Genomic DNA, 14,545 nt, shown 5'->3' with positions numbered 1-14,545 from the left:
CCATGCTCGCCAGAGCCAATGAACAGGTACGCGCAGGAAAACCGGGCTCCGGGACCAGCCTTGGATTGGTGCCGCTATTAAGTGCCGCTGGCCTGCTCGGTGCGTGGGGAGCTTGGGTGGTGACCGCCCAATCCATCGGAACCACCGCGGGCGAGGGGGTGGTCGGCCCCGGTGAAAAATCGGCGCTGTACTACCTGGCGCACGGTCTGGGGCTTGTCTGCGTTCTCGCTGCCGGACTTACCGCCGCCCTCAAGGGGCAGTACCGCAGGCTTGAATCCGGCACCCGGTTCGCCTTCTGGGCTCTGCAGATCACCGCCTTGGCCTGGGCCATCGTATCGTACGGCTTTGCCGATTACGCGAACTTCAAGGCCTTCGGCGCGACGGGTCCCTTCGTCTGGTTCTCGATTGTCCTGATCTTTGCCGGGATGGACAAAAAGGTCTGGCCGCTGGTAGACAAGGTCGTCTTTGGAACCTCCATTATCAGCGCCTGCCTGGCCATCGTGTCGATAGCTACAACCCATCGCGATATCACTCAGCGGTGGCTTTCGACTCCGGTTTATTACATGGTCTTGTTGATGTGGTACGGCGGATGGACCCTCTTTAGCTTTACCCGCCACCAGAAGTTGAGCCAGTTCTGGCGATTCATCCCCTACATGGTCTTCATCTGCCTCGCGGTCTTTACCAAGACGAGGTCATGGTTCCTGATGTCCTTTTTCCTTCTCATGTCATTTTTTTGGCTGAACAAGCCCGCGGGGCGGATCGGCGGAGGCTTCTTGGCCCATCGTCTGAAATCTCTGCTCGTTCTGCTGGTGGCCCTCTCGATCCTAGGATTTTTTCTCCAGGATCTGCTTCTGGGCGCTTTCATTGATTTCCAGGATCGGGCTCTTCAGGACACGCGGTCGGGGCAGTACGTTGACTTCTTCGCCGACGTGCCGCTCTCGGACCTGGTGCTCGGCAGGGGACCCAACGGTACCTGGGACTGGAACGGGAGGGATTACCAGTACTTCGATAATGCGGTGTTGTGGATGGCTTTCATCGGAGGGATACCGACGGCGCTGTCATACCTGGTACTGATCATTCTGCCGGGGCTCAGGTGTCTGGGCTCGGAAGCGGTAGAGATCAACGCGGCGGCCGTCCTGTTGCTCCTGTGGGGGCTGGCCTGCGTCGGCTTCAGCACCTATTCCAACCCCTCGCTCACCCCGTACTCCTATCTGCTGTGCCTGCTCGCCGGCCGCTGTCTGGGCTTTCTGGCGGATCGGCGCAGCAATCCCGTTTCCAACACCTTGTAAAATGCCGCGCTTCCCGGTGCTGAAGATGCCTAAAATGGTCGAAATCGTAATCGGCGGCGATGTCTGCCCGATCAACCGCAACGCGAGGATGTTCCGCAACGGCGACGCTTCCGGGCTGTTCAACGATCTGCTTCCCGAGTTTCAGCGCTCCGATCTTTGCGTGGTCAACCTCGAGTGTCCCTTGATCGAAGGGGGAGCCCCGGTCACCAAGGTCGGTCCGGCGCTTAGGGGAGAGCCCCAGGGCATCACTGCCCTCAGCCGGGCTCAGATAGGCCTCGTCAATCTCGCCAACAATCATATCCTCGACTTCGGCGCGCAGGGGGTGCTGAGCACCGTGTCGGCCTGTGCCAGTGCGGGGGTCGCCGTGGTCGGCGCAGGTGAAGATGGCAGGGAGGCCGGGCGTCCCTTCATCCGCGAGATCAAGGGCATCAGGGTCGGCTTGTTGGCTTACGCCGAAAGGGAGGCCGGCGTTGCCAGGGGAGATAAGGCCGTGGTCAGCCTGCTCAACCTGGCGGACTATGTGCGGACGCTGCGTATTTGCTGTGACCGGTTCGATTGCCTGATCGTATTGCTTCACGCGGGACTCCAGCATCACCCCTACCCGAGTCCGATGCTGCAGGACACCTGCCGCTTCATGATCGAAGAGGGGGCTGCCATCGTGATCTGCCAGCACTCTCACTGCCCGGGGGCGGTGGAAAAGTACCGCCATGGCCACATCGTTTACGGTCAGGGCAATCTGCTCTTCGACCGCTACCCCCAGCGCGCCGCCAGCTTCTCCCGGGGATTTCTGGTGAGGGTGCTGCTCGAACGGGGCCTTGACGCAAGGGTGGAACTGGTTCCCTTTCTCCAGTCAGACCATCTGCCCGGGGCACGGAAGATGGCGGCTCACCAGGCCGCATGCTTTCTCGCCGACCTCACGGGAAAAAGCATGCGGGTTCAAGATGCAGAATTCGTACGCGCGCAATGGACGCGGTTGTGCCACGCCAAAAGGTACGACCTTTACAGTACGCTGAACGGCCATGGCAGGGTGGCGAGGTTCCTAAACCGCACCCTGCGCTTCAGCGACTGGTGCTACGACAGGCGCAGGCTGTTGAACCTGCACCATCTCATCTCCTGCGAATCGCACAGGGAGGCCCTGGAGACCATTCTGGCTATCGACTCCCGGGCCGAGAGGTAAAAGATGAACCGGTTCTACCTCCGTGCCCTGCGCTTTTTGAAGCAGAACCGACTGCTCGGTCCTTTGCGCCGCTACCTGCAGCGGCATCTGGACCTCGCCGAACTTAGGACCAGCAACAGGCTCCTGCATCTGCCGGAGGAAGAATGCCGCGGGTGCGACTACGACGCGGCCTACCCCTACACCTTGGGGATACTCAAGGAATTCTGGCACGGTCACAGGTACTACGTTAAAGCGTGCCGGGAGCTGAAGGTGCGTTACCAGGTGCTTGACATCACGGGGCCGGACTGGCAGGAGGTCATGCAGCAGTCGGGCTGCGACGTCTACCTGGTGCTCCCTTCGGTCACCTTTAGCAACTGGAAGCAGATGTACGACGAGCGGGTGCGGATCATCGCCGAGGACATGGGGAAGCCCATTTTCCCGTCCTACTCAGCCTTGTGGATGTGGGAGAGCAAAAGGCGTACCTGTTACTGGCTCAAGGCCAACGGTATCAGCCATCCGAAGACCTGGGTCTTCTACGATCGCAGGCAGGCCTTGGAGTTCGCGGCCGGCGCACCCCTGCCGGTGGTCTTCAAGAGCAACATGGGATCGGGAGCTTCCGGAGTCATTATCTTTGAGCGCCGCAACCAGCTCAGCAAGCATATCTCCCACTGTTTCAGCAAAGGGTACACGAATGAAAGGCGCGGGCCCAACGATCGCGAAGTTGGCAGCGTGCTGCTGCAGGAATACCTCCCCAATGTCAAGGAGTGGCGGGTGGTGCGGATCGGGCCGTCGTACTTCGCGTTCGAGAAACTCAGGGGGGGGAGGTTCCACAGCGGCTCGCACTTGCGCCGCTATGGTTTGCCCCCGGTGGGGCTGCTCGACTTCGCCCGCGCCGTCTTCGACAGGGGTGGGTTCACCAGCCTGAGCCTGGACGTCTTCATCGCCGAGGATGGGAGGTTCCTGGCCAACGAACTGCACACCTATTTCGGCATCATGAACAGCCACGAGATGTGCATCGTTGACGGCATCCCCGGGCGGATGCTGCACGAGCCATCTCAAGGCTGGAAGTTCGAGGCCGGCGATTTCTGCCGCAACTACCTCTACAACGAGCGGGTCCTGTGTGTGTTGGATTCGCTGCGAGAAAAGGAGCGGGTGGCGCGTTATGACAACGAACAGTCGCAAATCTGAGGTTCTCGTCATGTGCCCGCCGCCGGAGCAAAGCGGCGGCGTGGCGAACTATTACTCACTTGTGAACAGGCACTTCCGTTCGGATGCGGTGAACCTCCACTTCTTTTACACCGGAAGCCGTTCCGTCGCCAGCGGTGGAGGCCGTGCGCTGCAGCCGCTGGTAGACCTCATTGCCCTCAGGCGAACGCTTCCGCGCCACGACCTGGTGGTGCTGAACCCCTCGCTCGACCCGAAGTCCCTGATCCGCGACGGCGTCTACCACTTGGCGGCGCGGTTGACGGGGATGAAGACCATCGTCTTCTTCCGCGGGTGGTCGCCCAGGTGGGAAGGGATCATCGACCGTTACGCGCGGGGGCTTTTTAGGCGAGTCTTTGCCGCAGACCGCCTGGTGGTCCTTTGCAGCCGTTTCGGGGACTGCCTGGCCGGGTGGGGATTTCCTCCTCGGGCCATCGTGCGGGAGACGACCACGTACGAGCACCATGAATGCGAGGCCGCCAACGACCCGCGTCGCATCATCTTCCTCTCCAGGTTCGCGCGCGGCAAGGGATGCCTCACCGCCATTCAGGCGGTGGAACGGCTGCTTCCCCGCTTCCCCGACGTGCACCTTTACATGGTGGGGGATGGCGAGTTGCGGCAGGAACTGGTCGACTACGTGCAAAGTCGGGGGCTGGCGGCGCAGGTGGAGTTCACCGGGTGGCTGTCGGGCGAGCCGAAATACCGCCTGCTGGCCCGCTGCGGCATCATGCTCTTTCCCACCGACTACGGCGAGGGGATGCCCAACGCCCTCGTGGAGGGGATGGGGATGGGGATCCCCATCGTGAGCAGGCCGGTGGCGGGCATTGCCGACATCATAGCCGACGGCGAGAACGGCTTCCTGATCCCCTCGCTCGACCCCGCTGACTTCGCCGATCGGGTCGCCCGTCTGCTTGAAGATCCGGAGCTTTGGCGAGAGATGTCGCAGCGCAACAGGCGGGTCGGACGCGAGCGTTTCTCCATAACGAGCGTGGTGGCGCGGCTGGAATCGCTCTACCTCGATCTCTTGCGCCAGGAAAGGGGGTGCCTATGAAACGCGAGGGTGCTGTCGGCAGGAGCTTCGACCATGCCTTCGACAGGCTCTACGACTATTGTCGTGCCTGCGGCTATCAGGGGTGGGATAACTTCGACGGGCTCAACTCGGTGCTGTTTCGCAACTCTCCGCTGTACCGGTCGCCGTTGCTACGCCTGGCCTGGACCCAGTTCTTCAAGAGAAGTCCCGTCAACTTACGCTGCGCCACGCGGGTCCCCAAGGGGTACAACCCCAAGGGACTGGCCCTGTTCATCACCGGGCTGGTTGCCAAGAAGAAGCACGACGAGGCCCTGCAACTGGTTAGGCTGCTGCAGGGGATGAACTGCTCCGGTTATTCCGGGACCTCCTGGGGGTACAACTTCGACTGGCAGTCGCGGAACTTCCTCACGCCGGTCGGTACACCCAACGCGGTCACCACCGTCTTCGTCTCCAACGCGATGCTCGATTGCCATGCCACCACCGGCGACGGCGGGGCTCTCGAGGCCGCTTTGGGTGGGTGCCGTTTCCTGCTCGACAACCTGATCCTCTTCGAGGACGGTACGACTATCTGCTTTGGTTATATGCCCGGCAACGCCACCCGCGTCCACAACGTCAACATGCTCGTCGCCGCGCTCCTGGCGCGGGTCGCCCGCCTGACCGGAGACCGCGGCTACCTGGAGAAGTCCCGCAAGGCGATGCGCTATTCGGTGAAGGCGATGCGCCCGGACTACTCTTGGGCCTATGGAGAGAGCTCCTTCCAGCAGTTCGTCGACAGCTTCCATACCGGCTTCAACCTGGTCTCCTTGAAGAAATGGATGCAGTTCGCCGAGGAACAAACCTGGGACAAGGAGCTGCGCAAGGGATACCAGTACTACCTGGACCACTTCTGGCTGGAGGATGGCTGCCCCAAGTACTACCACGACTCCCTCTATCCCATCGACATCCACTGTTCGGCGCAGGGGATCCTAACCTGCCTCGAGCTTTCCGCGCTAAGCGAGCAAAGCTTCCCCCTGGCGGAGCGTATCGCGCGTTGGGCCGTGGAGCACATGCAGGATGAGACCGGTTATTTCTACTACCAGAAGTACCGGGCCTTCACCAACAAGATTCCCTACATCCGCTGGTCCCAGGCCTGGATGTTCTGCGCGCTGTCGCGGCTGACCTCCGGGCGCTAGGGGGGCAGGCGGGAAAGGAAAAGGGGGCAGCGGTATCACCGCTGCCCCCTTTCTTTTGGGGCGACTCCGGATGGAACCGGTCGCGCTAGTTGGTGAACTGCAGGTTGAGCGGTTGGGCCACGACCTGCTGATACTCGACGGCCCCGATGTCCGGCTTGGTCCCCTTGTAGGGCATGCTGACCGCGTCGCCGGTCTTGAAGGTCACGCTCTGGTTCAGGGTGATCTGGTGCGTGGAGCGGTTGATCGCCGTGATGGTGGCGGTGTAGCTCCCCACCGTGATGGTATCGCCCGCGGTCAGCCCCATGCCGTCCGAGAAGTAGCCGTCATCGGCGACGGTGATCACCGAGCCGGTGCCGCTGGCGCTGGTGACCTTGGTCAGGAAGTCGCCGGCATCGATGCAGGGGGAGCCGACCTGCGGCGTGTAAGTGGAGTCGAGCATCGGCGCGGTCTGCAGGTTACCCTTGAAGTGGGTGGGGTCGGCAGCCTGGATGTCGGCGACCGTGCCGTATTTCCCCTGTACGTTCATGATGGTGCTGGTGCCGGTCTTGAAGAACAGGTTGTTGAAGAAGAAGTTGTCATAGATGACGCTGTTCTTCTGGATCCAGAGCTGGTAGCTGTCGAGGTTGTTGTAGACCGCGTTGTTCTTGAAATAGTTGTTGTAGGCGGTCGCCCCGCTGTCGCCGTTGGTCGCGATCACGATCGGGTACTTAGTGATGTTGGTGATCGTGTTGTTGTAGACCCGGTTGCCGATGGCCACGTTGGGTGGGTCCGTGTTGTAGGCGTAGACCTCCATGCCCAAGCCGCTGGACGTGCTGGTCGTGTTGTCCCGCAGGATGTTGTAGCGGATGATGTTGTTCTGCGACACCGCCTTGAAGGTACGGGGGAGGTTGGCATCGTAGCTCGTGCTCTTGCCGCCGTAGACGGTGTTCTTCTCCACCACGTTGTTGCTCGACCCGGACTGCAGCCCCATGGTGGCGCCCTGCGGGTTGTAGATGGTGTTCCCCTGGATCAGGTTGTAGTTGCAGCTGTAGGTCGGGTAGGTGGTGTCGAACCCTTCCAGCGAAAGCGAATAGTGGGTGGCGGCGCCGATGGTGTTGTTCCTGATGATGTTGTAGTTGGCGTTCCTTCTCAGGTTCACCGCGTCGGACTGCCTGCTGGTGGTCAGGTGCGCGATGTTGCAGCCGCTGATCTCGTTGTGGTGCGAGTTCAGCAGCATGTACAGCGCGGCCCAGGTGCTGTTGGAGCTGTCGGCGATGATGTCGCAGTTCCTGAGCACGATGTGATGCGAGGTCAGGATGGTCGCCGGGCTGTCGGTGCTGCCGTTGCGGAAAGCGATGTCCTGGGCGGTCACGTACGACTTGCTGGAAGCGTAGAAGCCGCGGATCACCGGTTTGTTGCCGGTGCCGTAGGCCCCGTAGCTTACCGGGGAACCGCTGCTGCCGGACGACGGCTTGAGCAGGGTATCCCAGCTCCCCCCGCGCTTGAAGAGAATCTGGTCGCCGGGGTAAAAGGACATGCCGTTCACCTTGGTCACCGTCTTCCAGGGCGCGGAGCTGCTGCCGGCGTTACTGTCGGAGCCCGCAGCGGAGTCGACGTAGTAGGTCGCCGCGGAGGCCATGGTGGCGCTGAAACAGAGAATGACTGCTGCCGTTACTGCTATCTTCTTGCCTAATAAGGTCACTTTTGACGTCATATACCTTCCTTGTCTTTGTTTACCTGGTTTTCACCACGATACCGTTGATCTTGGGGCTGCTGATCTTGGTCACGAACCCTATGTTCAGCACGCCGTCCGCCACGCTGACCGGTATGGTCACATCGTAAGCCGTATTATTGCCAGCCTTGGCATAGATGTCAAAGCTGGACAAAACGGTGGTCCCTTCCATCTTCACGTCGAATACCCTCTGGCCGGTCCCCACGTTGTCCGCGAATTTGAGGACGACGGAGTAGTTGCCGTTGGCTACCGGGATATTGTAGGACATGACGCTGCCGGCCGTGGTGCTGCCGTAGCGGTAGCTCTGGTACAGGACGTCGTCGGTGGTGCCGGCTATGGTCGCGGTGATGGTCTTGGCGGTCCCGCCGGAATAGTAGCTGTCTGCCTTGTAGGCGGTCCCGTCGGCGCCGGTGAAGGCCGCACCCCCCGCGTTGGTGGCGAAGACCGTGATGCCGCTTTGCACGGTGAAGCTTGCCGCGATGGTGTGGTTGGCGGTCACGCCGCTGAAGGTGTAGGAGGAGATGGCTCCCTTGGACACGCCGTCCACCTTGACGTCGGCGATCTTGTAGCCGCTGGTCGCAGCTACCGTGTAGCCTTGGCTGCCGCCGCTCGCGACGGTGGCGTTCCCTAACGGGGTTATGGTGCCGCCGGTACCGGCGGTCGCCGTGATGGTGTAGCTGTTGAGCGCGAAACTCGCGGCGATGGTGTGGTTCGCGCTGACCAGGTTGAAGGTGTAGCTCCCCACCGCGCCCACCGAGGTGCCGTCGACCGTTACCCCGGCGATCTTGTAGCCGGTGGCGGGGGTAATGGTGTAGCTCTGGCTCCCGTTGGCGGCAACCGCGGTGGTCCCGGACGGGGTGATGCTGCCGCCGGTGCCGGCGCTCGCGGTGATGCTGTAGCTGTTCACGGCGAAAGTGGCCGAGATGGTGTGGTTGACGGTCACGTTGCTGAAGCTGTAGGAGGTCAACGCGCCCACTGAGACGCCGTCCACGGTGACGCCGGCGACCTTGTAGCCGCTGGCCGGAGCGATGCTGAAGGACTGGCTGGCGCCGGAGGTGACCGTGACGCTGGTGATGGTGGAACTGCCGCTGGTTGCCGTGCTGACCTTGGTGTTGTTCAAGGCGGTGATGGTGCCGCCGGCACCCGCCGTCGCCGTGATGGTGTAGGTGGTGGGCAGGGCGGGGAAGCTCCTGCTGATCTCGTTGGAGTAGGCGCTCTCGCTCCCGGCCGCGTTGTAGGCGGTGACGGCGAAATAGTAGGTGCTGCCGTCGGTCAGGCTGCTGGCCGAGTAGCTCGTGGTGCTGCCGACGTCGACATGCTGCGAGTAGTTGCCGGAGGTTCCCCCGATGTGAACCTTGTAGCCGGTCACCCCAGTGCTGTCGGTCGGGGCGCTCCAGGCGATGCTGGCCTGGGCTGCCGCCGCAGGCGTCGCTCTCAGCGTCGTGGTCGCCATCGCTGTGAAAACCAGCAAGGCGATGAGGGCCATCCTGGCAAGGACGGTGTGGCTCGGTACTGTACTGCATTTTGACATTAGGCTGCTTCCTCCTGTTCTCTGTGCCGGTTCGGCAGGCGGTTAACCCCGGGGCAGGTGCTGCCCGCCCGCCGGGGTCCTGACTGGCGCCATGCTTTGCTTTTGGCCGCCGTGGTTGGGGTGCTCATCTGGCCTCCTTTCCCTTTGGTCTTAGCTGCAGTGGACTCCGGACGCAAAAAAAGCCGGTGCCTATGGTATCCCGTGGATATTTCGGCAACCCGGCTGTCTGCGTGAGACCCTTAGGCTTTCCGTCACTTCCTCGCGGAAGTTTTAGTATTATCGATATCTACCTGCAGCTTCTGTTTCTTGAGACACTACCAGCTTCGCGGCTTGGCGCTGGTGACGGCTGTCACACTAATGAAAGTTCCAGCTCCCCTACGTTAACCTTCCCCTCCTGCGGCCAAAAACGAGACCGCGCGTTTGCTTCCAAAAACTACATTGGTATAGTTTAATGGTTTTGCGCCGGCCAAAGGCCCGACGCCGGCGCTGCGGGAGGTAACAAGTGTGCGGTATCGCAGGGATAATCAACGTCGTTGACCAGGAGCCTCCCAGCCTTGAGCAGATGGTGAGCATGATCTCGCCGTTGCGTTACCGGGGGCCGGACCAGTCCGGCGTCTACCTCGACCATCGGGCCGCCCTGGGGCACCTGCGCCTGAGCATCATCGGTATCGACGGCGGCATCCAGCCAATCTGCAACGAAACCGGCGAACTCTGGATCGTGTACAACGGCGAGGCCTACAACTACCTGGAACTGAAGCAGGAACTGCTGGCCCGCGGGCACCGCTTCAGCACGCAGACCGACACCGAGGTCCTGCTGCACCTGTACGAGGAGTACGGCCCCGCCTGCCTGGAGAGGATCAACGGGCAGTTCGCCCTCGCCATCTGGGACAGCGCCAAGGGAGAACTCTTCCTGGCCCGGGACCGCGTCGGCGTGCGGCCGCTCTACTACACCTGGAGCGCCGGGGGGCAACTGCTGTTCGCCTCCGAGATCAAGGCCATCCTCGCCGTGACCGGCAGCAGGGAGCTCGACCCTGAGGCGATCGGGCAGCTCTTCGTCTTCTGGAGCACCCTGCCGGGGAGAACCTTTTTTGCCGGCGTTGAGGCGCTCCCCCCTGGTCACTACCTGTTGGTCAAGGGGCAGCGTTCCCGCCCCAGGTCCTACTGGCGCATCCCCGCCTATCCCGCCGAGGAGCAGTGCGGGCTCGACCTGCCCGAGGCGGCGGAGGCGTTCGCTGAGCTTCTCGAGGACGCCGTCCGGCTGCGGCTGCGGGCGGATGTTCCGGTCGGGGCCTACCTGAGCGGTGGACTCGATTCATCGATCATCGCCACCCTGATCGCGCGCCACCGCCAAAGCCGTCTGAAGACCTTCTCCTTAGGCTTCGCCGATGCGGCCTATGACGAGAGCGTCGCCCAGGAGGAGATGGTGCGGCACCTGGGGACGGACCACCGGCGCGTGCTGGTGCAAGACCAGCAGATCAGGCGGCTGTTGCCGGAAACGGTGTGGCACTGCGAACAGGCCACCCTGCGCAGCTCCCCGGTCCCGATGTTCCTCCTTTCGCAACTGGTGCATTCGGAGGGGTACAAGGTGGTCCTCTCCGGGGAGGGGGCCGACGAGATGCTGGGGGGGTACCACATCTTCAAAGAGGCCAAGGTCAGGGACTACTGGGGGCGACGGCCCGACTCCCCCCGGCGGCCCCGGCTCCTGGAGCGTCTCTACCCCTACATCTTCAACAATCCCTCGCGCGGCCGTTCCTTCTTGCAGGAGTTCTTCGCAGTCTCCCCGGAACAACTGAGGGACCCCTTCTTCTCCCACGCCGTGCGCTGGGGGGGAGGCGCCAGGAACCTGGTCTTTCTGTCCCCGGAGTACCGCGGCTGCCTCGCCGGGTACGACCCGCGCGAGGAGCTCGCCCAGTGGCTGCCGGAGAGTTTCGCCGGGCGGGACCTCTTCTGCCGGGCGCAGGTGCTGGAGATCGAGCTCTTCCTGGCCGGCTTCCTCCTCTCCTCGCAGGGGGACCGGGTCGCCATGGCGCACTCGGTGGAGATGCGCCACCCCTTCCTGGACTACCGGGTCATCGACTTCGCCTTCCGCCTGCCGGCACGCTGGAAGATGAGGGGGCTGCAGGAAAAATATTTCCTGCGCAGGGCCTGCCGCGACATCCTGCCGCAGCGGATCGCCAGCCGGGGCAAGCATCCCTATCGGGCGCCGGTGAGCGCGCTGTTCACCGCGGCCGCGCCGGCCGATTACGTGGACGACCTGCTGTCCCCGCGGAGCCTGAAGGCGAGCGGGTACTTCGACCCGGACAAGGTGGCGCGCCTGTACCGGCGGGTGATCGGGGCTCCTCCTGAGACGGTGAGTGAATTCGCCAACATGGCCCTGATGGGGATCATCTCCACAGAGATCCTGCACCGGCAGTTCCTCGCCTGCTCCTCCTACAGGGGGGTGAGGCGGCTGAGGCCGGACCTGGTGCGCTACGGAGCGGAGAGGAAGCTAGAGGGGCGGGAATGGGCGTCGGCGCCGACCGCCCCTGACGGGGGAGACCATGGAACTGCGGATGGTGCATAGTTTCCTGGAATCAAGCGCCGCCGAGCGTCCGGACAAGGTGGCCCTGGTTCATGACGGCGAGCGGGTGAGCTATCGGCTGTTGAACCGGTCCGCGAACCGCCTGGCCGCTTTCCTGGTACAGCGTGGCGTGCTGCCGGGAGACAGGGTCGTGATCCTGCTTGCCAACGGCGTCAAGTACGTGGCGAGCTACTACGGGATACTGAAGGCGGGAGCGGTCGCCGTGCCGCTGAACGTTGAGACCGGGCAGGAGACGCTGGGGCGCCTGCTGGACGAACTGCAGCCGGCGGGGGTCATCCTGGAACAGGGGGCGGGGTTCCTGCTCCAGCAACTCCCCCTGGCGCCCGGCTCGGTCAGGTTCGTGCTTGCCGCAGACGCCTCCTTCCCCGTCTGCGAGCCGCGCCTGATCTGGGGGTGGGACGAGGCGCTCGGGGGGGAGGAGCTTCCCGAAGGCGTCCGTGCCGTCCCCCCCGAGGCCCTCGCCAGCATCATCTACACCTCGGGGTCCACCGGCCAGCCCAAGGGCGTCATGCTCACCCACCGCAACATCGTCAGCAACACCCGTTCCATCGTCGAATACCTGCGCCTGACCGAGAGCGACATCCAGATGGTGGTGCTCCCGTTTTTCTACGTAATGGGGAAATCGCTGCTTAACACCCACATGGCCGTGGGGGGGACGGTGGTCATCAACAACAATTTCGCCTACACCGCCTCGGTGATCAGGCAGATGGCCGAAGAGGGGGTGACCGGTTTTTCCGGCGTCCCCTCGACCTACGCGTACCTGCTGCACCGCTCACCGCTGGCGTCGTTCCGGGACCGGCTCCCCAGCCTGCGCTACTGCACCCAGGCCGGTGGCCACATGCCGCGCGAGATCAAGGAGCGGCTGCTGCAGGTGCTCCCGCCGCACACCAAGCTCTTCATCATGTACGGCGCCACCGAGGCGGCAGCGCGGCTCACCTACGTGGAGCCGGAGAGGCTTTCGGAAAAGCTCGGCTCCATTGGCCGGGCCATCCCCGGTGTGACGGTAAGGGTGCTGGGGCCGCGGGGTGAGGAAATGGCGGAGGGGGAATGCGGCGAACTGGTGGCATCGGGATCCAACATCATGCTCGGCTACTGGAACGACCCCGAGGCGACCGCCCGGGTGCTGGACGCCGACGGTTACCACACCGGCGACCTCGGCTACCGAGACGCGGACGGCTACCTCTACGTGACCGGAAGGAAGGACCACCTGCTCAAGGTCGGGGGGCACCGCATCGACCCGCAGGAGGTCGAGGAGGTGCTCATGTCCAGCGGCGTCCTGCTGGAGGTGGTGGTGCTCGGCCTGGACGACCCGCTACTGGGCAAGAAGCTGGTGGCGCTGGCGGTCCCCTTGAACGGCAACCCCAGCGACCGGACCCTGCTCTCCTTTTGCCACGCCCGGCTGCCCCGACACAAGGTTCCGGGCGAGATCAGGCTGGTCGCGGCGCTACCGAAGTACTCAAGCGGGAAGATCGACCGCGCCTCCTGCCTGGGCCTGTGCGCCTGAGGCGCCGTTGCGACGCGCGGCCTTTGAGAACGTTAATTCATCCCGCATGACCCAGCGCTGGGCCATGAAAGAAAGGTGCCTTATGACAACTACGACAGGATTTTCCCCCGAGGTGCTCCGGCTCGACCCGCAACGCGAGGCCGACCGGATCTGCGCCAGGATCAGGGAGTTGATGCGCAACCAGGTGAAGAGGGGAGGAGTGGTGGTGGCGCTCTCCGGAGGGATCGACAGCAGTGTCACCGCGGCGCTCTCGGTGCGGGCCCTGGGGAGGGAACGGGTGGTCGGACTGGAGATGCCCGAACGGCACTCGGCGCGGGAGACCCTGGAACTGAGCGGCAAGGTCGCCGCGGCGCTCGGTATCCAGACCCAGGTCGAGGACATCTCGGGGATCCTCCAGTCGGTGGGGTTCTACGAGAAGTACGACAGCGCGGTGCGCATGGTGGTGCCGGAGTACGGCGCCGGCTGGGCCTCGAAGATCGTCATCTCCGGCGTGGCCGACCAACCCCGCTTCACCTCCTTTTATCTGGTCACCCAGGACGCCCAGCAGGTGCAGGCGACGGTGCGTCTCCCCCTGCAGCCCTACCTGGAGATCGTGGCGGCCACCAACTTCAAGCAGCGCATCAGGAAGATGCTGGAGTACTACCATGCCGACCGGCTCAATTACGCCGTCGCCGGGACCCCAAACCGCCTGGAGTTCGATCAGGGGTTCTTCGTGAAGCTGGGGGACGGCGCCGCCGACATCAAGCCTATCGCCCACCTGTACAAGTCCCAGGTGTACCAGCTCGCCGAGTTCCTGGGAATCCCCGAGGAGATCCGCAGCAGAAAACCGACCACCGACACCTACTCGCTGGCGCAGGGGCAGGACGAGTTCTACTTCTCGCTTCCCTACCAGATGATGGACCTCTGTCTCTACGCCCGAAACCACGACGTCCCGGCCGAGAGCGCCGCCGCCGTCTTGGGGCTCGAGCCGCAACAGGTGCGGATGGTGTACCGGGACATCGACACGAAGCGCAAGACGACGCGCTACCTGCACCTCCCGCCGCTCCTGGTGGAAGAGGTGGAGTGGGAGTGACAGCTAAAGGAGGCGACCGATGAACGTAAAGGATGAGATCAGAAACTTCGTGGTTGAGAATTTTCTCTTCGGCGATGCCGGTGGGCTCACCGACGACAGCTCCTTCATCAGGGAGGGGATCGTCGATTCGACGGGGATCCTCCAACTGGTGGCCTACCTCCAGGAGCGCTACCAGGTCGCCGTGGCGGACGAGGAGCTGATCCCGGAGAACCTCGACTCGGTGCAGCGGGTGGCGGCATTCGTGGAAGGAAAGCGGCAGGGTAGTGCGGCCGGCGCCGGAAATGCCGGGTAGGGGG

Annotated in this window: 11 protein-coding genes and 1 riboswitch; of the genes, 9 read left to right on the top strand and 2 right to left on the bottom strand. The window is 63.2% G+C overall.

What is annotated here, in order from left to right; all coding sequences use genetic code 11:
• The first annotated feature begins 2 nt into the window (after positions 1 to 2).
• From KOL99_RS17050 to KOL99_RS17030, 5 genes are read left to right on the top strand one after another with little or no spacing between them, the layout of a single operon-like run.
• A complete protein-coding gene (locus KOL99_RS17050; RefSeq protein WP_216511670.1) occupies positions 3 to 1,289 on the top strand; it encodes a hypothetical protein in 1,287 nt (428 codons plus the stop codon).
• Between the two features lie 34 nt (positions 1,290 to 1,323).
• Complete coding sequence (locus KOL99_RS17045) at positions 1,324 to 2,466, top strand: CapA family protein (RefSeq protein WP_216511669.1); 1,143 nt, start codon at positions 1,324 to 1,326, stop codon at positions 2,464 to 2,466.
• A gap of 3 nt (positions 2,467 to 2,469) precedes the next feature.
• Positions 2,470 to 3,633 carry an ATP-grasp domain-containing protein gene (locus tag KOL99_RS17040; RefSeq protein ID WP_216511668.1) on the top strand — a complete coding sequence of 388 codons (1,164 nt, stop codon included), beginning with the start codon at positions 2,470 to 2,472 and terminating at the stop codon, positions 3,631 to 3,633.
• Positions 3,608 to 4,699 carry a glycosyltransferase family 4 protein gene (locus KOL99_RS17035; RefSeq protein ID WP_216511667.1) on the top strand — a complete coding sequence of 364 codons (1,092 nt, stop codon included), beginning with the start codon at positions 3,608 to 3,610 and terminating at the stop codon, positions 4,697 to 4,699. Before KOL99_RS17040 ends, KOL99_RS17035 begins: the two co-directional genes overlap by 26 nt.
• On the top strand, positions 4,696 to 5,850 hold the full coding sequence (locus tag KOL99_RS17030) for a hypothetical protein (protein ID WP_216511666.1): 1,155 nt from the start codon (positions 4,696 to 4,698) through the stop codon (positions 5,848 to 5,850). Before KOL99_RS17035 ends, KOL99_RS17030 begins: the two co-directional genes overlap by 4 nt.
• A gap of 85 nt (positions 5,851 to 5,935) precedes the next feature.
• Here KOL99_RS17030 and KOL99_RS17025 read toward each other — a convergent pair whose 3' ends face one another.
• Complete coding sequence (locus KOL99_RS17025; protein ID WP_216511665.1) at positions 5,936 to 7,543, bottom strand: right-handed parallel beta-helix repeat-containing protein; 1,608 nt, start codon at positions 7,541 to 7,543, stop codon at positions 5,936 to 5,938.
• 19 nt (positions 7,544 to 7,562) lie between these two features.
• The gene (locus KOL99_RS17020) at positions 7,563 to 9,092 is read right to left on the bottom strand and encodes a malectin domain-containing carbohydrate-binding protein (RefSeq protein ID WP_216511664.1); all 1,530 of its coding nucleotides are present in this window, start codon (positions 9,090 to 9,092) and stop codon (positions 7,563 to 7,565) included.
• Positions 9,093 to 9,301: 209 nt separating this feature from the next.
• A riboswitch (cyclic di-GMP riboswitch) is annotated at positions 9,302 to 9,377 on the bottom strand.
• A 217-nt stretch (positions 9,378 to 9,594) separates the two neighbouring features.
• Here KOL99_RS17020 and asnB point away from each other — a divergent pair.
• The 4 genes from asnB to KOL99_RS17000 all read left to right on the top strand — a co-directional run bounded on the left by asnB (position 9,595) and on the right by KOL99_RS17000 (position 14,541).
• Complete coding sequence (asnB, locus tag KOL99_RS17015) at positions 9,595 to 11,655, top strand: asparagine synthase (glutamine-hydrolyzing) (protein WP_216511663.1); 2,061 nt, start codon at positions 9,595 to 9,597, stop codon at positions 11,653 to 11,655.
• Positions 11,633 to 13,177: a class I adenylate-forming enzyme family protein gene (locus KOL99_RS17010; protein ID WP_216511662.1), complete on the top strand. Its 1,545-nt coding sequence runs from the start codon at positions 11,633 to 11,635 to the stop codon at positions 13,175 to 13,177. Before asnB ends, KOL99_RS17010 begins: the two co-directional genes overlap by 23 nt.
• 82 nt (positions 13,178 to 13,259) lie before the next feature.
• A complete protein-coding gene (gene nadE, locus KOL99_RS17005) occupies positions 13,260 to 14,249 on the top strand; it encodes an NAD(+) synthase (protein WP_216511661.1) in 990 nt (329 codons plus the stop codon).
• Positions 14,250 to 14,268: 19 nt separating this feature from the next.
• Positions 14,269 to 14,541: an acyl carrier protein gene (locus tag KOL99_RS17000; protein WP_216511660.1), complete on the top strand. Its 273-nt coding sequence runs from the start codon at positions 14,269 to 14,271 to the stop codon at positions 14,539 to 14,541.
• Positions 14,542 to 14,545: the final 4 nt, after the last annotated feature.

It is taken from the genome of Geomonas azotofigens (assembly GCF_018919395.1).
GTDB lineage: Bacteria > Desulfobacterota > Desulfuromonadia > Geobacterales > Geobacteraceae > Geomonas > Geomonas azotofigens.
This window is presented reverse-complemented; position numbering and strand designations above follow the sequence as displayed.